Here is a 16,221-nt window from a genome sequence, read left to right on the forward strand (position 1 = left end):
ACGTTGTCCCCACCTCACGTGTCGAGGCACGCAGCCTGTTCAGCGCGCGCCCTGCCAGCCCATCTGCGAAGGCCGGGGAGCGAGCGCCTGCCGCAGCCCCCCCGCGGTCATCGTCGTCTCCACCCCTCGCAGCGGGTGCTCGTCATCCAACCCATCCAGCGCACGCAGCGCGTTCTGCCGCGCGTGCTCCGCGTCCTCGCGTCGATCCAGCCGGCTGTAGAGCGCCACCAGCGTCGCATGCCCCAGCGCCAGCTGCGGCTCCAGGTACAGCGCCTTGCGCACCGCCTCCACCGCCGCGTCCAGATCGCCCCGCGACTCCGCCACCATCGCCAGCAGCAGGTACGCCTCCGGAGACAACGCCCGCGCCGCTTCGCGCGCCAGCGCCTCCGCTTCCTCGAAGTGGCCCGCCTGCGCCGCCTCCAGCGCCCGCGTCAGCGCGCCGCGCTCGTCGCCCAGGCGCGGCGCCACCGCCGCGGAAGTCCCAGCACGCCGGGCCTCCGTCGCGCGAGGCTCCACCTGAGCAGAGGCCGCCGAGGGCCGCGGCAGCAGGGCGGGCATGGGCGGCGGCGTGGGGCGACGGGGCTCCAGCCGCATCACGCTGCCCGGCACGGGCGTGTGGCGGCGGAGCGCGGCGAAGGGCCCCGGCGTGTCGCGGCGCGCGGGCGCGGCCACGGGCTCCACCGAAGCCGAAGCCCACGGCTCCAGGGGCACGCGCAGGACGGGCGTACCGTCGGCGTCCAGCGACTCCAGGCCCAGGCCGTTGGTGAGCGGGACCTCCGCGGGCGACACGAAGAGCAGCCCGCCCGGCGCGAGCGCCGCCACCAGCCGGCTCAACACCGCGCGCACCAGCTCCGGCGTGAAGTAGATGAGGACGTTGCGGCAGAAGATGGCGTGAAAGCCCAGGGACGGCACCGCGTCCGTGGCCAGGTTGTGGCGGCGGAAGTCCACCGCGCGGGCGACCTCCGGGGCCACGCCGTGCTGCGCGTCCTGCCCCTGCGCGCCCGGGTGCGGGATGAGGAAGCGCCGCTCCAGCTCCGGCTCGATGCGGCGCAGCGACCACCCGCTGTACACCGCGGCCTTCGCGCGCTGGATCGCCCGGCCGGACACGTCCGTCGCCAGCACGCGGAAGCGCCCACCGTCACCCAACCCGGCGGCCATCAGCGCCATGGCGATGCTGTAGGGCTCCTCGCCGCTCGCGCAGCCCGCGCTCCACACGTGGAAGGTGCCGCCCTGATGGAGGCGGGCCCGCACGGCCAGCGCGCGCAGGTGCTCCGGGTGGCGGAAGAAGTACGTCTCGCCGATGACGGCGTGCTCGATGAACGCCTCCACCGCCGCCGGCTCACGCATGAGCAGCTGGCGCAGGAAGGTCGCCTCCGACAGGCCCCGCGACAGCGCCGCGCGGGACAGCGCGGGCTCCAACGAGCGACGCAGGCTGCTCGCGAGCGTCAGGCCGCAGGCGCCCTGGAGCACCTCCTCGACCTTCGCGAGCGTTGCGTCGTCGAGAAGCCCCTCGCTCACAGGCCCTCCGTCCCGGCCAGCATCGCGCTCGTGCGCAGGAGCGGGCGCAGGCCCTCGGGCGTGCGGCACAGCCCCGCCATCAGCCCGGTGCCGTCCCACGGGAGGGCTTCCTCGCCGCCCTGCGAGCCGTCCACCAGCACCGGCGTCTCCACCAGGTCCTTCACCCGGTCCACCAGCAACGCCACCGTGCGGCCCGCGTCCACCACCACCAGGAGTGAATCCAGGTCCGGCACGCGCTTGACGCCCAGGAGCCGGGCCACGTCCACCACCACCGCCGGACTGCCCCGGTACACGAAGGACCCCGACACGTGCACGGGGGCGCCGGGCAGCGGATCCAACGCCACCAGCCGCACCACCTCCTGCACCTGGCGCGCGGGCACCAGCGCGGTCGTGTTGCCTGCCTCCACGGTCAGATAGAGGCCGGGCAGGCGGACTTCACCTTGCAGCGACACCAGCTCCTGCCGCAGCTGGTTCTGCTCCACCTCCAGCGCGCTCAACCGCTGCTGCACGGAGGCACGGCGCGCATGGGTGGGAACGGGAACTTTGGGGGTTTCAGCCATCAGGGAACTCCGCCCGCCGCACGACGGACAGGAAGAAAAACCGTAATCCGGGAACCCCGTCCAACGCAATGCGGGCAAGCCGGAAGGTCCGTTCTCACATCAACCCCTGCGACCAGGGTCGTGCTTGCCCCGACGTGGTGGATTCCGGACCCCCTCCGGGTGCGCCCCACCCGCGAGTTGTGCTTGGATGCAAGCACGCTGCTTTTGCCGGAGAAACCATGCTGCACGCGGCATCGAGGGGACACGAATGATCAAGAGCGATTCCCCGAGCCCTGAGGCCCCGGGAACGGATCCGCTCATCGGCCGGACGTTGAACGGCCGCTTCAGCATTCTGGAACCCCTGGGCGTGGGAGGCATGGGCAAGGTCTACCGAGCCCTGCAGGCGCCGCTGGAGCGCGTGGTGGCGCTCAAGGTGCTCAACCCCAACTTCCCGAGCAGCCGCGACCCGGGCTTCCAGAAGCGCTTCCTGCGCGAGGCGTCGCTGACGTCGAAGCTGCGGCACCCCAACACCGTCACCGTCATCGACTACGGGCAGACGGACGACGGCATCTACTACATCGCGATGGAGTACCTGGAGGGTCGCACGCTCGCGCAGGTGCTGGGCCAGGCAGGTCCGCTCCCGTGGGCGCGCGCGGTGTCGGTGGCGCAGCAGGTGTGCCGCTCCCTGCGCGAGGCGCACAGCCTGGGCATCATCCACCGCGACCTGAAGCCCGCGAACATCATGATCCTCAACGAGTCCGATCAGGACCTGGTGAAGGTCCTGGACTTCGGCCTCGTGAAGTCGGTGGCGCCGCAGGAGGGGCCGGTCAGCCCCGAAATCACCCAGAACGGCACGTTCCTGGGCTCTCCGCAGTACATGGCGCCGGAGCAGGCGCGCAACGTGGCGGACGCGCGGAGCGACGTGTACTCGCTGGGCATCATGCTGTTCCAGATGCTGATGGGACGGCCGCCCTTCATCGCGCGCGACCACATCGAGCTCATCTTCGCCCACTACAAGGAGCCGCCTCCCACCTTCCAGGCCGTGCGCCCGGACATCGCGGTGCCGGCCGAAATCGAGCTGGTGGTGCGCCGCTGCCTGGAGAAGGACCCGGTCCGGCGATTCCAGACGATGGACGAGCTGCTGGAAGGCCTGCGCGAGGCGCACATGGCCGCGGGCGGCAACAGCGGCGTGTTCCGCCGGCTGGGCGGCGCGACGACCACGGGCCCCTACCCCTCTCCCCCGACGACGGGCCCGTACGCGTCGCCGCTGTTCGCCAACGTGGGCAACGCGGAGCCCGCGGACGGTGGGCTCGCGGTGGACATCAGCGTGGAGGTGCCGGCGGACGTGCAGCGCGCGCGCCAGCGCACGCTCCTGATGGGCGGCATGGGCGGCGTGCTGGTGGCGGGCCTCGTGGGCGTGACGCTGTTCTTCCTGCGCGGCGGTCCGGAGGAGAAGGCCGCGGCGCCCGCGGCGCCCGTGGCGGCACCCGCCCAGCAGGCCCCCGTGGCGGAGGCCCCGACGACGGCGCCCGCTCCGGGCAAGGTGCGCTTCCGGCTGATGAGCCAGCCGTCTGGCGCGCGCGTCTTCTACAAGGGCAAGGAGCGGGGCGTGACGCCCTTCGTCCTGGAGCTGCCCCTGGGCACCGAGGGCAGCATCACCGCGGAGCTGTCCTTCGTGCTGGAGGGCTACCAGACGGAGACCGTGGTCACCGGCGGCTCCGGCGAGGTGGTGCTGTCGCAGAAGATGACCAAGCGCCGCGGCGGCTCCGACCGCCAGAGCCGCGTGGACCTGGCCACCGCCTCCACGCCCGAGGACTTCGAGAACGTGGCCCCGGTGACGCCGGGGGGACTCGCCGCGCCGGTGATGGTGCAGGCGACGCCGGCCACCGCCCCCAGCACCGCCGTCGTCCCCGCCACGACGACGGACAAGTCCGCGGGCGCGGTGGGCTCGTCGGCCGCGGCGGCGCAGGTGAGCGCGGTGGGCAGCCTCGCGGTGCCGTCGCTGACCACCGGCGCGCTCGCGCCGGTCGACCCCAACGCCGTCGTCCCCTTCAACGAGGCCATGGAGCGCCCGGTGCTGTTGGAGGAGGGCCGGGACATCTCCTATTCGCGCGAGGCGCTGGCCACCAAGGCCGAGGGCCTGGTCGCGGTGCGCTGCACCATCACCACCAAGGGCCGCGTGGAGAACTGCCGCATCCTGAAGATGGTGCAGCACATGGACCGGGCGGTGCTCGACTCGCTCCAGTCCCGCGTCTACAAGCCCATCCAGTACCAGGGCCGCGCGACGAACGTGGACTACACGTTCACCATGCGGCTCGTCGCGCCGCGCCGCTGAGACAGCGGCACCGCGTCCTCCACTGCCCTCAGGGGCCGGTGGAGGGCAGCAGCGGCGGCGACGGTGGGACGGAAGGGGCGGCGCCTCCAGAAGGCACGCCCCAGTCCACCACCGGCCAGCCCTGCCGCCGGGCCTCGCGGCGCAGGCGGTGGTCGGGGTTCACGACGACCGGGCGCCCCACCACCCGAAGCACCGGCAGGTCCGAATACGAGTCCGTGTAGAAGGCGCATGCGGACAGCGCGACGCCTGCCTCCTTCGCGGTGGCCTCCGCGTAGAGCCGCTTGCCCTCGCCGAAGCAGACCTCCCCCAGCGGGCGCCCGGTATGGCGGCCCGCCGAGTCCACCTCGAAGCGGTTGCAGAGCACGCCGTCCAGGCGCAGCTCGCGCGCCACCAGGTCGGACAGGTAGCCCGAGGACGACGTCAGGAGCACGAGCCGGTCCCCCGCCGCACGGTGGGCCTCCAGGGCCTGCAGGGCCCCCGGCCGGTACCGGCCCCGCACGGCCTCCGCGTAGAAGTCCGCCGAGCGCGCCTCCAGGTCCTTCGCGTCGGAGCCGGTGAGCAGGGCCGTGGCGCGCAGCAGCACGTCCTGCATGGCCACGAAGCCCAGGTGATAGCGCGCGAGGAGCACGCTGGCGCGCAGGGCCTGCCAGCGGGAGATGTGGCCCAGCGCCAGCTCGCGGCGCACCCAGAGCGACGCGGAGTTGGCGGCGAGCAGCGTCCGGTCCAGGTCGAAGAAGGCGACAGCCACGCGGACAGTCTAACCGCGAGTGCCGCGCGGGGCAGCCGCAAGAGGGCCGGCCAGCGGACCCGTTGCCCGCCTGCTCCGGCGCCGCCGGAGGCCCCCCACGGCCCAGAGCAGCCCAGCGGCCAGGGCCGGTCCCCCGGAGGAGGCGTCGCAGCCGGTGCCCTTCCCGTCCGCCACCAGCTTGAGGCCCGGGTCCACCGGGGTGCGGCACTGGGTGGGCGGCAGGCCGCGCGGATAGGTGGCGCAGAAGCCGGCCGCGGAGCCCGCGTCGATGACGCGCTTGGAGGTCTCCCCCAGCGAAGCGGTGGCTTCCATGGTGGAGCCCGCGGAGAAGACATGGTCCAGCCCGATGACGTGGCCAATCTCATGCGTCATCGTGTTCTGCACGTCCGTGGCGACGCAGTCGGTGGACAGCGTGCCTTCGCACGGAGGACCGTTGACGGTGGTGAAGAGGAAGCCGGGGCCGTAGTCCGACTGCGCGGCGTTGAGCTCGATGTCCGCGTCCACCACGCGCCCGTCCTTGAAGCTGAACGAGGACGTGGTGAGCCCAATGGTGGCGCCCCCGTGCGCCCAGCATTGATAGACATTGCCGCACGTCTCCTCCTGCCAACACACGTCGTCCGCGGGGGCCACGTCCTGGCAGTTGCGCTCGCGGAAGGTGATGACGTTGTAGTTGTCGAAGGGGTGTTCCTGGTCGTAGCCCACGGCGACCGGCAGCCTCCAGTCCTCGCCCCGGATGAAGCGGTAGTCGCTGCACGTCGCGGACAGCGCCCGCCACGCGTCGAACGCGGCCTCGATGGCGGCGACCTCCGTGTCTCCGGGCGTGCGCGAGCTGCCGGCGGCATCCAGGTGGTAGACGTAGTCGCGGCCCGGCCACACGAGGCACAGCGGCCGCCCCGGCACGAGCGTGCGCCTGTAGTCCTGCTGCGCGCCCGCGGCTCCCGCGCACAACAGCCATCCCAGGAGCAGCAGGCGACGGCTCACCGCGCCCCCCGCCGGCGACGCGCGAGCAGCGAGGCGGCGGCCAGCAGCGGCAGCGCCGCCAGCCCTCCCGACGCCGTGGCGCAACCACCGCCGCTGTTCCCGGACCCTCCCGGGTTCGTCAGCGGAATGCAGGGCTGGCTCGCGCTGCCCTTCGGGTACGCGGCGCACACGAAGCTCTGCGAGCCGGAGTCGATGGTGCGCTTGGACGTCTCACCCGGCGGGGCGCTGGGGTTCATCGTCGAGCCTTGCGCCTGCGTATGGTCCAGGCCCACGAAGTGACCCACCTCGTGCGTGGCCGTGTTCTGCACGTCCGTCTCCACGCAGTCCGGCGTGGCCACGATGCCGCACGGTCCGCCGTTGCCCGTGGTGAAGTTGAAGCGCGCGGCGTTGAAGGAGATGTCGGAGTCGTACACGACGCCCGTGCGCTCGTCGTAGGTGGTGAGCGTGATGGCGATGGTGCCGTCGCTGTCATCCCAGCAGTCGTACGTGTTCGCGCACGTGTCCTGGGTGAAACAGGCATCGCCGGCGGGCACCACGTCGCGACAGCCGCGCGCCCGGAACAGGGTGAGGTTGATGTTGTCGCCCGTGCGGTTGTAGCCCACCGTCCGGCTGTCCACGCGCGGGCCCTCCACCAGCGACAGGTTGCCGCAGGTGGCGAAGATGTTCTGCCAGCTCTGGAACGAGCGGGAGATGGCGTCGAACTCCGTGTGGTTCGTCATCTTCGGGTTGCCCACGGTGCTCTGCTGCCAGGTGACGCGCGACTGCGTCCAATACAGGCACTGCGTGGAGGCATCCCCGGGCGTCACGCGGCTGCGGACATAGGGCGCGGAGCTCTGGCCCAGCACCGCCGCCATCACCACCCACGACGCGAGCGCGCCCATCACTTCGCCCCCTTCTTCGCGGGCGCGGCCTGCTGCGCCTGGAGCGCCGCGCGCACGGCGGCCTTCAGCTCCTCCAGCGACAGCGTCTGCGCGGACGACACGGTCTCCTGCCGCGTCTTCGGGTCGATGAGCACCGCGTCGCCGGTGGGCGCCGGCACCGCCATCGCGCTCGGCCCGGCGCGCTGCACCTGGTACTTGCCCTGCGCCATGCCCGACAGCTGGAACGCGGACGCGCCCCGCTTCTCCAGGAAGACGACGACCTCCTCGCCCTCGGAGAACGACGCCAGGCCGCTCACCACCTGCCCGATGTCCCCCACCCGGCCTCCCAGCTGGGTGACGAGCACCGTGCCGCCGGGCTGCCCCTTGAGCGACTCCGTCACCTGGATCTCCACGTCGGTGACGATGCGGCGATTGTCACCGCTCCAGCGGCTCTGCACGCGCCGGACGACCCCCTGCACCACCGCGTCGGACGTCTGCGCCATCTGGGGCAGGTCCGCGCGCAGCATCGTGGTGGCCCCCACCGGCAGCCCCCCGAGCAGGGCGACCAGCACCAGCGTGCGAACTGCGTGTCGAATCGGCATGGAAAGTCTCCTTGGGCGCGCAGCCTAACCTCAAGCGGGCGGCTTGCGTTGACCCTCGTGTCCCCGTCCTGCTATCGCCCGCCTGCCCATGGCTTCATCCAAACCCCGCGTCCGCTTCGCTCCGTCGCCTACTGGATACCTCCACATCGGAGGCGCTCGCACGGCGCTCTTCAACTACCTCTACGCACGGCGCTACGGCGGCACGTTCATCCTGCGCGTCGAGGACACGGACCAGGAGCGCTCCACCCCGGAGTCCGTCAAGGCCATCCTGGACGGCCTGAACTGGCTGGGCCTGGACTGGGATGAAGGTCCCGGCAAGGAGGACCCGAAGTACGGCCCCTACTTCCAGACCCAGCGGCTGGACACCTACCGGGCGCACGCCGAGCAGCTCATCTCCCAGGGCAAGGCCTTCCGGTGCTACTGCACCCGCGAGGAGATCGCCGAGCGCCGTGCCGTGGCGGAGAAGGAGAACCGCGCCTACCGCTACGAGGGCACCTGCCACGACCTCAAGGCCCCGCCCGCCGGCAAGAAACTGGAGGACGCGGTCATCCGCTTCCGCATGCCCTCCGGCGAGGGGACCGCGTCGTTCGACGACAAGGTGCTGGGCGTCATCTCCAAGCCGTACTCGGACCTGGATGACTGGGTGATGATGCGCGCGGACGGCATCCCGCTCTACAACTTCGGCTGCGTCATCGACGACCACCTGATGGACATCACCCTGGTGTCGCGCGGCCAGGAGCACGTCAACTCCACGTTCCCCCAGCTGATGCTCTACCAGGCGCTGGGCTGGACGCCGCCGGACTTCGCGCACCTGCCGCTCATCCTGGGACCGGACCGGGAGAAGCTCTCCAAGCGCAAGCACCCGGAGGCGGACGTGATGCTGCACGCGCGCACGGGCATCATGCCGGAGGCGCTGCTCAACTTCGTCATCCGCCTGGGCTGGAGCCACGGCAACGACGAGGTCATCACCCGCGAGCAGATGGTGGAGTGGTTCGACTTCGACGGCGTGGGCAGCACGTCCGGCGTCTGGAACCCGGAGAAGCTCCAGTGGCTCAACCAGCAGTGGTTCAAGCTGCTGCCGCCGTCCGTGGTCGCGGAGCGGCTGACGCCCTTCCTGGAGGCCCGAGGCTTCCAGGTGAAGGGCGACGCGCGCCTGGAGCCGCTGGTGCTCGCGCTGCGGGAGCGCTCGCGCACGCTGGACGAGATGGCGAACACCGCGTCCATCTACTTCCGCACCGGCGTCACCCTGGATGAGAAGGCCGCCGCCAAGCACCTGAGCGGCGACTCGCTGGGCCTCCTGCGCCAGGCCCGGGAGAAGCTGGCCGCGCTGCCCGAGTGGACCGTGGAGCCGCTGGACGGCGTGGTGAAGGCGGTGAGCGAGTCCGCCCAGGTGGGCATGGGCAAGGTGGCCCAGCCGCTGCGCGTGGCCATCACCGGCAACACCACCAGCCCCGGCATCGGGGAGACGCTGCTGCTCGTGGGGCGCGATGAAGCCCTCCGGCGCATCGACGCGGCGCTGGCCCGCGGCGGGTGAGATTGTCGGTGGACGCGGACGGCGCCGGGCCCTATCTTGGCCGGCGATGACGCGACCGCTTGACAGCCTGCGACCCCATTTCTATAAGGCGCGCCCGCTCGGGGTGCTGCTGCTGGCCCTCTGGGCAACGGCCTCGGGCGCCGAAGTGGTCAACGGCGCCCAGATCCCGGATGGTGCCCAGAAGGTGGGCGAGAACAGGTACCGGGCGTCGCGCGACTTCGAGGCGACGCTCGACTACTACAAGAACATCTACCCAGCCTCGAGCTACCCGAGGCGGTCGATCGTCAACCAGCCGGGCGTCAAGGCCGTGCACATCTCCAACCCGTCGGGGAAGAACTTCGAGGGGCTGAATATTTACGAAGCGAACGAGGAAGTTCGCATCTACGTCGTCCCGCTGCAGGGGACGACGAAGCCGGCGAAGAAGCCCGACAGCAAGCCGGTCAGGAAAACGAAGTAGTTGAAGTCAGCAGCAGAAGTCGGTAGTAGAAGCGCCCGCAGTCGCAGGTCCTTGGGGAATCGTCTAACGGCAGGACAGCAGACTCTGACTCTGCTTATCTAGGTTCGAATCCTAGTTCCCCAGCTGAAAATCTCCGGTTGACTGAGTGAAACGGAGACTGTAGGAAGCGTCGGCAGAAACGACGCGGTTGTAGGGAAGAAATCTGGCCCTGTCGTCTAGTGGTTAGGACGGAGCCCTCTCACGGCTCAAACTCGGGTTCGAATCCCGGCAGGGTCACTGAGACGCCCACCTTCTGAAAAGAAGGTGGGCGTTTCGCTTTTGCGGGCTCTCGAACCCCTCCCTGCTCCGCGAGCGGGGCCACCCCTCGTTCAGGAATGGCCCCGGCGGCGTCAGGCCGTGGACGCGATGCTCTGCCGGAAGGTGTCCAGCGCGGAGGTGAGCCGCTGCTGGGCGCGCTGGATGCCCCGGCGCATCAGCAGCATGCGCACCTTCTCTGGCAGGACGCGGGCGGCGTTGGCCTGGCCGTAGCCCACCAGGTCCATGCGCAGGGTGATGGCCTCCAGGAGGTCGCTCAGGTCGGCGTCCGCGCCGGCCAGGAGCACCACGTCCGGGGAGCCGTTCTGGAGCCGCTCGGCCAGCGTGTGCCACTGGGGGTCGCCCGTCTCCACCACCACCACGTCCGCGCCGTCCAGCTGGGGCGAGTACGGCGGCAGCTCCACCACCTCGAAGCTCGCGTCCCGCAGCACCTTCACGGCCTCCGCGCTGCCCACCACCGCGATGTTGCCGGAGTGGCCCAGGCGCACGGCCTCCTCGTAGTTGCGCAGCTCCGTCTCCAGCGCCACGTGCGCGGGCTCCGGCGCGTCCCGGCCGGCATCCAGCAGCGCGGCGGCCTGCCGCGCCACCTCGCGGGCGCTGTCGCGCGTGCGCACGCGTTCGGACCTGCGCTCCAGCGCGGCGCGCACCTTGGCGCGCAACACCCGCAGGTCGTCGAAGGGCTTGATGATGTAGTCGCTGGCGCCGGCGGCGAACGCGGCGATGACGGACTCGGAGCTGGCGTACGCGGTGATCATCACCGCCTCCAGCGCGGGCTGGATGCGGCGGGCCTCGGCGATGAGCTCCACGCCGCCCATGCCGGGCAGGTTCTTGTCCGTCACCAGGACGTCGAAGCGCTGGTTCTTCAAGAGGACGACCGCCTCCTCCGCGCTGCCCACGGGAGAGACGATGAGGTCCGCCTCCCGCCCCAACAGGCGCACGCAGATGTCGAGCACCACCGGCTCGTCATCCACCAGCAGCACCTTCGAGGCGAGCGTCCCCCGCCCTTCCCCTTCACCTTCACCGGTCTCAAACGGGAGATCCATGAATTGGGAGGATCGCACAGCTCTCGCCCAACTTCGAGGGTCGGAAGCATGCGGTCCGCCTATCATCGCCGGGTGAGCTTCGAAGACGCGCTCCGGGAGAACCGCGTACCGCCGCGGCTGGGTGATGTGCGGCTGTTCTACGACGCAGGACGACTGGTGGGGGAGTCCCTGCCGCCGCCCTGGACGCTGCGGCTCCTGCCGTCCCTCTGCGTGGGGCTGGCCGGGGTGTGCACCGTCGTGGGGCTGGTGCTGCTCGTCCTGGATGCCTCCCGGACCCCGGGTGCCGCGACCCTGCTGCTCGTGCTCGCCGGGGCGATGGTGGGCTGCGCGCTCGGGGTGGAGGCGCGGCTGCGGCGCCGGCGCTTCGTGCTGCACTTCAAGACGGAGTCCCTGCGGCTGGAGACGCTGGCGTGGGCCCCGGGGGCCGCGCGCACCCTGACCCTGCCCTTCGACGACGTGCGCGCGGTGCACATCATCGAACCTCCGAAGGGCGGCTACGCACTCGTGGTGGAATATGGCCCCGAGTCCGAGCCCCAACGCGCACTCCTGGTGCGGAACGTGCGCACGCAGGAGGGGGAGACGCTCTACCGGGTGTGGCGCCTCCTGCACAACGCCTTCGGGCTCAAGGGAGCAGGGCTCGCTTGAAGGTGAGCTCGATCTCCGTGCCCTCGCCCGGCGTGGACGACAGGCGGAGCTGACCGCCGAACTGCGTCACCAGCTCGCGGCAGATGGACAAGCCCAAGCCGGTGCCGATGCCCACGGGCTTGGTGGTGAACAGCGGCTGGAAGACGCGCTCCTGAAGCGCCACGGGGATGCCGCACCCGTTGTCCACCACCGACAGCACCACCTCCTCGTCGCGCGCCGCCCACCGCACGTCGATGCGGCCCGCGCGGCCCGTGCCCTCCATGGCTTGCGCCGCGTTGACGATGAGGTTGAGCAGCACCTGGCACAGCTTCACCGGCCCGAAGACGATGCGCACCGGCTCGCCGTTGCTGGTGAGCCGTGCCCGGTCACGCACCTCCGCCCGCGCCAGCTTCACCGCGAAGGACACCACTTCGGCCACGTCCGCGGTGGCCTCCATGTCCTCGCCGCGCGCCTGCGCGCGCAAGCCCAGCGCCACCTCGCGCAGGTGGCTGGCGCCCTCGGACAGGTCCTTGATGAGGGCCGGCAGGTCCTCGACGGTGGAGGACACGTCCGCGTCCGGATCCGTCGCCAGGTGGCGCGACACGTACTGCACCACGCGGTGCATGTCGCGCTGGAGCGACGACACGTTCTGAGTGAGGTAGCCCACCGGGCCCATCAGCTCGTGCGCGATGCCCGCGGTCACCTGCCCCAGCGTGGCCAGACGCTCGGACTTCATCATCCGGCCTTCCACCTCGCGGATGCGCAGCTCCAGGCGAGCGATCTTGAGCGCGTCCTCCAGCGCCGCCAGCAGCTCCGCGCGGTCCCACGGCTTGACGAAGTAGCGCGTCACCTGGCCGCGGTTCACCGCGTCGATGACGGCCTGCATGTCCGCGTACGCCGTCACCAACATGCGCTTGGCGTCCGGCGCGATGGTGCGGGCGCGCTCCAGCAACTCCACGCCCGTCATCCCCGGCATGCGCTGGTCCGACAGCACCACGCCAATCTCCCCACGCCGCTGCTCCAGCAGCGCCAGGGCCTCGTTGGGCGACGAGCACCGGAAGATGCGAAACCGCTGCCCGAAGTTGGCGTCGAACACCCTCAGGTTGAGGGCATCGTCGTCCACGTACAGCACGGCGGGCAGGTCCGAGGCGTTCATGGAGCTCCTCCAGACCATGGCTTCCTCATCCGGAAGACAGGCTGGTCGCGCCGAAGATAACGCGCACGTCCGACCGCGCGCCTGGGGGTACCTTGTACCCAGGTCGGAACCGAACGTGGCAGCCGGCTTCCCGGCTCAGGCGGAGGCGTTTCCAAGCGCGAGGGCCACCGTGTCCACGGACGGGAACCGGCCTCGGGGAAGCGACCCCAGCAACGACACCAGGTGCGCCGGCGCCTCGTTCTCCCGGGCCACCCACATCAACTGCTCCGCGGTGAGAGGGAACACCGCGCCGCGAAGCGCTTCCTGAAGCGACTGCGCCAGGGACACCGACGGAACGAGCGGAGCCACGGAAGGCTCCACCTCCCGCAGTCCAAGTCCCAGGCGCTCGCGAGTCATGTCGTCGTTCATTGACTGAGAAGTTAAGCAGCGAACCGTGCCGGCTGCTGATCTTTTTCGCCATCCGGAGGGAGACAGGCAGGCAAGCCCCCTGCCCCTCCATCCCACGGGGTGGCTGCTTTGGTGCGGGCATCCCACCACACCGCCACACACCCCTCCCCATGCCTCCGTCCAAAGGGAGGAGTCACGCGTCTTCGCGAACACGACGGAATCGGGCGGGGCACCCGTGAAGCACGGTCCAGCCCCTCGCCCGGAACCGTGGCCCGGCCTCCCAGGACGCGCGCATGAGCACGCGGAGAGGCCCCGACATGGACAGGCCGCGCGCGGCCCCAGCGGACGTCACTGGGGCACGGCACAGGTTGAAGCGGGAGGTGGAGGAGGAACTGACGCGGGAGGAGCCCGAGCCGTGCCCCGCCCCCGTGCGTCCTGCACGGGGGCGAAGGCGGCGGGCCGCGAGCCCGCTAGAACAGCAGCCGCGAGGGGTGCTCCAGGAGCCCCTTGAGTTCGCGGAGGTACTCCGCGCCGGTGGCCCCGTCGATGACGCGGTGGTCACCCGACAGCGTCACCGTCATCATCTTGCGCACCACCACCTGCCCGTCGCGCGCCACGGCCTTCTCCGCCACGGCACCCACCGCGAGGATGGCGGACTGGGGCGGGTTGATGACCGCGATGAACTGGTCGATGCCGTACATGCCCAGGTTGCTCACCGTGAGCGACCCGCCCGTGTACTCGGCGGGCTTCAGGGCGCGCTTGCGGGCGCGCTCCGCCATGTCGCGGGACTCGGCGGAGATGGCCTGCAGGCCCTTCAGGTCCGCGTCGCGGATGATGGGCGTGATGAGGCCGTCCTCGATGGCCACCGCGATGCCCACGTCCACGGTGCCGTAGTGCAGCACCTGGTCGCCCTGGAGCGACACGTTCATCTTCGGGGAGCGGCGCAGCGCGATGGCCGCCGCCTTCACGATGATGTCGTTGACGGACACCTTCAGGTCCAGCGCCTTGGCCTCCTCGCGGATCTTCGCCGCCGCCTCCATCTCCACCTCGACGGTGAGATAGAAGTGAGGCACGCCGGGCTTCACCTCCGACATGCGCTGGCCAATGACCTTGCGCATGGAGGACATGGGCACCGCCTGCGGCTCCGGACGCGCTCCGAAGGCGCGGACTTCCGGCTGCGGAGCACCGACCTTCTTCGCCGCCGGTGCCTGCACGGGGGCCTTCGCCACGCCCTGGCCCAGCGCCTGCTCGACGTCGCGCTTCACCACGCGCCCGAGCGGCCCCGAACCGCGCACCTGGCTGATGTCCAGCCCGCGCTCCTGGGCGATGCGCTTCGCCAGGGGGCTGGCGCGCAGCCGGCCACCCGAGGCCGGGGCGGCCTCACGGCGAAGGGGAACGACCTGCCCCCCGGCGGGCGCGGACGGAGCCGCGGCGGCGGACGGCTTCGGCGCCGAGGGCGCTGCCGCCGGAGCGGACGTCCCGGCCTTGGCCCCCTTCGGCGTGAGGAACGCGATGGGCGCACCCACGGTGGCCATGTCGCCCTCCTTCACGGTGATGCGCGCGAGCGTGCCGTCGTCGTACGCCTCGACCTCGAGGTTGGACTTGTCCGTCTCCACCTCGGCGATGGCGTCTCCGGAGGAGACCTTGTCGCCCTCCTTCTTCAGCCACTTGACGATCTTCCCCTCCTTCATCGTCGGGGAGAGCGAAGGCATCAGGATGGCGAGACCCTCACCCGCGCCGCTGGCGGCGGGGGCCGGGGCCTGCTCCGGAGGCTTCGCGGCGGGGGCTTCCACCTTGGGCGCGGCCGGGGCCGCGGCCACGGGCGCGCCGCCCGTGACCTTCTCGCCCTTGGCGCCGAGGTACCCGATGGGCGCGCCCACCGTGGCGACCTCGCCCTCGGGCACGGCGATCTGGATGAGGTAGCCGTCGTCGTACGCCTCCACCTCGAGGTTGGACTTGTCCGTCTCCACCTCGGCGATGGCGTCTCCGGAGGAGATCTTGTCTCCCACCTTCTTCAGCCACTTGACGATCTTCCCCTCCTTCATCGTCGGGGAAAGGCTGGGCATCTGAATGGGCGTCGCCATACGCGTTCAGGCTCCCTCGCGGTACAGGACCTTCTTGACCGCGGCGATGATCTTGGGCGCGTCCGGCTGGGTCGCGTTCTCCAGGTTCGCTGCGTAGGACATGTTCACATCGAGCCCGGTGACGCGCACGACGGGCGCGTCCAGGTCGTCGAACGCCTGGGACTGGATGAGGTCCACCACGGACGCGCCGATGCCGGCCAGCGCCCAGCCCTCCTCGCAGATCACGGCGCGGTTCGTCTTGCGCACGCTCGCGAGGATGGCCTCCTCGTCCAGGGGGCGCAGAGTGCGCAGGTCCAGCACCTCCACGCTGATGCCTTCCTTCGCCAGGGCCTCCGCAGCCTCCATGCAGAAGTAGTACATCCGGCTCCAGGTGATGAGCGTGACGTCGGTGCCCTCACGCTTCACGTCCGCCTTGCCCAGGGGGACGATGTGCTCACCCTCCGGCACCTCGCCCTTGAGCGCGTAGAGCCGCTCGCCCTCGAACATGATGACCGGGTTCTCGTCCCGGATGGCGCTCTTGAGCATGCCCTTGGCGTCCGCCGGGGTCGCCGGGGCAATCACCTTCAGGCCGGGGAAGTGCGCGTAGTTGGCCTCCAGCGACTGGCTGTGCTGGCTGGAGAGCCGGCCGCCCGCGCCGCCCGGGCCGCGGAACACGATGGGGCAGCGCAGCTGGCCGCCGCTCATGTGGCGCAGCTTGGCCGCGTTGTTGACGATCTGGTCCATCGCCAGGATGGCGAAGTTCCAGGTCATCATCTCCACCACCGGGCGCAGGCCCACCGCGGCGGCGCCCACGGAGAGGCCCGTGAAGCCCAGCTCGCTGATGGGCGCGTCGATGATGCGCGCGCTGCCGAACTTGTCCAGCAGGCCCTGGGACACCTTGAACGCGCCGTTGTAGCGGCCCACTTCCTCGCCAATGAGGAACACATTGGCGTCGCGCTCCATCTCCTCGGCGAGCGCCTGGTTCAACGCTTCGCGATACATCAACTCGGGCATCGTCGGCTCCGAACTCGAATCTCGAATGGGTTGTGGATGGGGGGA

Annotated in this window: 15 protein-coding genes and 2 tRNA genes; 6 read left to right on the forward strand and 11 right to left on the reverse strand. The window is 70.7% G+C overall.

All coding sequences use genetic code 11. The features are described from left to right. Window positions 1-39: 39 nt before the first annotated feature. Window positions 40-1,518 carry a CheR family methyltransferase gene (locus FOF48_RS14560; protein WP_143901891.1) on the reverse strand — a complete coding sequence of 493 codons (1,479 nt, stop codon included), beginning with the start codon at window positions 1,516-1,518 and terminating at the stop codon, window positions 40-42. Further along, on the reverse strand, window positions 1,515-2,078 hold the full coding sequence (locus FOF48_RS14565; RefSeq protein WP_143901893.1) for a chemotaxis protein CheW: 564 nt from the start codon (window positions 2,076-2,078) through the stop codon (window positions 1,515-1,517). Before FOF48_RS14565 ends, FOF48_RS14560 begins: the two co-directional genes overlap by 4 nt. A gap of 247 nt (window positions 2,079-2,325) precedes the next feature. Here FOF48_RS14565 and FOF48_RS14570 point away from each other — a divergent pair, with 247 nt between their 5' ends. Further along, window positions 2,326-4,392: a TonB family protein gene (locus FOF48_RS14570; protein ID WP_143901895.1), complete on the forward strand. Its 2,067-nt coding sequence runs from the start codon at window positions 2,326-2,328 to the stop codon at window positions 4,390-4,392. Window positions 4,393-4,420: 28 nt separating this feature from the next. Here FOF48_RS14570 and FOF48_RS14575 read toward each other — a convergent pair whose 3' ends face one another. The 4 genes from FOF48_RS14575 to FOF48_RS14590 are packed head-to-tail and all read right to left on the reverse strand — an operon-like array spanning window position 4,421 to window position 7,583. Next, window positions 4,421-5,140 carry an HAD family phosphatase gene (locus tag FOF48_RS14575; protein ID WP_143901897.1) on the reverse strand — a complete coding sequence of 240 codons (720 nt, stop codon included), beginning with the start codon at window positions 5,138-5,140 and terminating at the stop codon, window positions 4,421-4,423. A gap of 9 nt (window positions 5,141-5,149) precedes the next feature. Continuing rightward, window positions 5,150-6,121, reverse strand: a complete 972-nt coding sequence (locus FOF48_RS14580) for a myxosortase-dependent metalloprotease, MXAN_2677/MXAN_2678 family (RefSeq protein ID WP_143901899.1) — start codon at window positions 6,119-6,121, stop codon at window positions 5,150-5,152. Beyond that, window positions 6,118-7,002 carry a myxosortase-dependent metalloprotease, MXAN_2677/MXAN_2678 family gene (locus FOF48_RS14585; protein WP_143902212.1) on the reverse strand — a complete coding sequence of 295 codons (885 nt, stop codon included), beginning with the start codon at window positions 7,000-7,002 and terminating at the stop codon, window positions 6,118-6,120. Before FOF48_RS14585 ends, FOF48_RS14580 begins: the two co-directional genes overlap by 4 nt. Continuing rightward, window positions 7,002-7,583, reverse strand: coding sequence for a hypothetical protein (locus tag FOF48_RS14590; RefSeq protein WP_143901901.1), 582 nt, complete (start codon window positions 7,581-7,583; stop codon window positions 7,002-7,004). The genes FOF48_RS14585 and FOF48_RS14590 overlap by 1 nt, the downstream gene beginning before the upstream one ends. Window positions 7,584-7,671: 88 nt before the next feature. On the opposite strand from FOF48_RS14590, the gene gltX reads away from it, so the two are divergent. The 4 genes from gltX (at window position 7,672) to FOF48_RS14610 (ending at window position 9,850) form a co-directional block, all read left to right on the forward strand. Then, window positions 7,672-9,117 carry a glutamate--tRNA ligase gene (gltX, locus tag FOF48_RS14595; protein WP_143901902.1) on the forward strand — a complete coding sequence of 482 codons (1,446 nt, stop codon included), beginning with the start codon at window positions 7,672-7,674 and terminating at the stop codon, window positions 9,115-9,117. A gap of 46 nt (window positions 9,118-9,163) precedes the next feature. Continuing rightward, window positions 9,164-9,574, forward strand: coding sequence for a hypothetical protein (locus FOF48_RS14600; protein WP_143902214.1), 411 nt, complete (start codon window positions 9,164-9,166; stop codon window positions 9,572-9,574). A 52-nt stretch (window positions 9,575-9,626) separates the two neighbouring features. Next, window positions 9,627-9,697: transfer RNA gene (locus FOF48_RS14605), tRNA-Gln, on the forward strand. Window positions 9,698-9,778: 81 nt separating this feature from the next. Beyond that, window positions 9,779-9,850 (forward strand) — tRNA-Glu (locus FOF48_RS14610). Window positions 9,851-9,963: 113 nt separating this feature from the next. On the opposite strand, the gene FOF48_RS14615 is transcribed toward FOF48_RS14610, so the two are convergent. After that, window positions 9,964-10,932 carry a response regulator gene (locus FOF48_RS14615; RefSeq protein WP_186001906.1) on the reverse strand — a complete coding sequence of 323 codons (969 nt, stop codon included), beginning with the start codon at window positions 10,930-10,932 and terminating at the stop codon, window positions 9,964-9,966. 48 nt (window positions 10,933-10,980) lie between these two features. Between FOF48_RS14615 and FOF48_RS14620 the strand changes: the two genes are divergently transcribed. Then, a complete protein-coding gene (locus tag FOF48_RS14620; protein ID WP_143901906.1) occupies window positions 10,981-11,577 on the forward strand; it encodes a hypothetical protein in 597 nt (198 codons plus the stop codon). Here the strand turns inward: FOF48_RS14620 and FOF48_RS14625 are convergent. The 4 genes from FOF48_RS14625 to FOF48_RS14640 form a co-directional block, all read right to left on the reverse strand. Next, on the reverse strand, window positions 11,555-12,712 hold the full coding sequence (locus FOF48_RS14625; protein ID WP_143901908.1) for a sensor histidine kinase: 1,158 nt from the start codon (window positions 12,710-12,712) through the stop codon (window positions 11,555-11,557). The genes FOF48_RS14620 and FOF48_RS14625 overlap by 23 nt on opposite strands. A 135-nt stretch (window positions 12,713-12,847) precedes the next feature. Further along, the gene (locus FOF48_RS14630; protein WP_255442174.1) at window positions 12,848-13,060 is read right to left on the reverse strand and encodes a DUF2795 domain-containing protein; all 213 of its coding nucleotides are present in this window, start codon (window positions 13,058-13,060) and stop codon (window positions 12,848-12,850) included. A 509-nt stretch (window positions 13,061-13,569) separates the two neighbouring features. Further along, window positions 13,570-15,183 (reverse strand): pyruvate dehydrogenase complex dihydrolipoamide acetyltransferase, encoded by a 1,614-nt coding sequence (locus FOF48_RS14635; protein ID WP_143901912.1) that lies wholly within the window; start codon window positions 15,181-15,183, stop codon window positions 13,570-13,572. A 6-nt stretch (window positions 15,184-15,189) separates the two neighbouring features. Next, the gene (locus tag FOF48_RS14640) at window positions 15,190-16,203 is read right to left on the reverse strand and encodes a pyruvate dehydrogenase complex E1 component subunit beta (RefSeq protein WP_255442208.1); all 1,014 of its coding nucleotides are present in this window, start codon (window positions 16,201-16,203) and stop codon (window positions 15,190-15,192) included. Window positions 16,204-16,221: the final 18 nt, after the last annotated feature.

The organism is Corallococcus sp. Z5C101001 (assembly GCF_007352635.1).
Classification (GTDB): Bacteria; Myxococcota; Myxococcia; order Myxococcales; family Myxococcaceae; genus Corallococcus; species Corallococcus silvisoli.

Bases quoted from the DNA above. Each gene is read 5' to 3' on its own strand.
- FOF48_RS14590 (WP_143901901.1), bottom strand. From the start codon at position 7,583: ATGCCGATTCGACACGCAGTTCGCACGCTGGTGCTGGTCGCCCTGCTC.
- FOF48_RS14620 (WP_143901906.1), top strand. From the start codon at position 10,981: ATGCGGTCCGCCTATCATCGCCGGGTGAGCTTCGAAGACGCGCTCCGG.
- FOF48_RS14615 (WP_186001906.1), bottom strand. From the start codon at position 10,932: ATGGATCTCCCGTTTGAGACCGGTGAAGGTGAAGGGGAAGGGCGGGGG.
- FOF48_RS14565 (WP_143901893.1), bottom strand. From the start codon at position 2,078: ATGGCTGAAACCCCCAAAGTTCCCGTTCCCACCCATGCGCGCCGTGCC.
- FOF48_RS14585 (WP_143902212.1), bottom strand. From the start codon at position 7,002: ATGGGCGCGCTCGCGTCGTGGGTGGTGATGGCGGCGGTGCTGGGCCAG.
- FOF48_RS14600 (WP_143902214.1), top strand. From the start codon at position 9,164: ATGACGCGACCGCTTGACAGCCTGCGACCCCATTTCTATAAGGCGCGC.
- FOF48_RS14625 (WP_143901908.1), bottom strand. From the start codon at position 12,712: ATGAACGCCTCGGACCTGCCCGCCGTGCTGTACGTGGACGACGATGCC.
- gltX (WP_143901902.1), top strand. From the start codon at position 7,672: ATGGCTTCATCCAAACCCCGCGTCCGCTTCGCTCCGTCGCCTACTGGA.
- FOF48_RS14635 (WP_143901912.1), bottom strand. From the start codon at position 15,183: ATGGCGACGCCCATTCAGATGCCCAGCCTTTCCCCGACGATGAAGGAG.
- FOF48_RS14570 (WP_143901895.1), top strand. From the start codon at position 2,326: ATGATCAAGAGCGATTCCCCGAGCCCTGAGGCCCCGGGAACGGATCCG.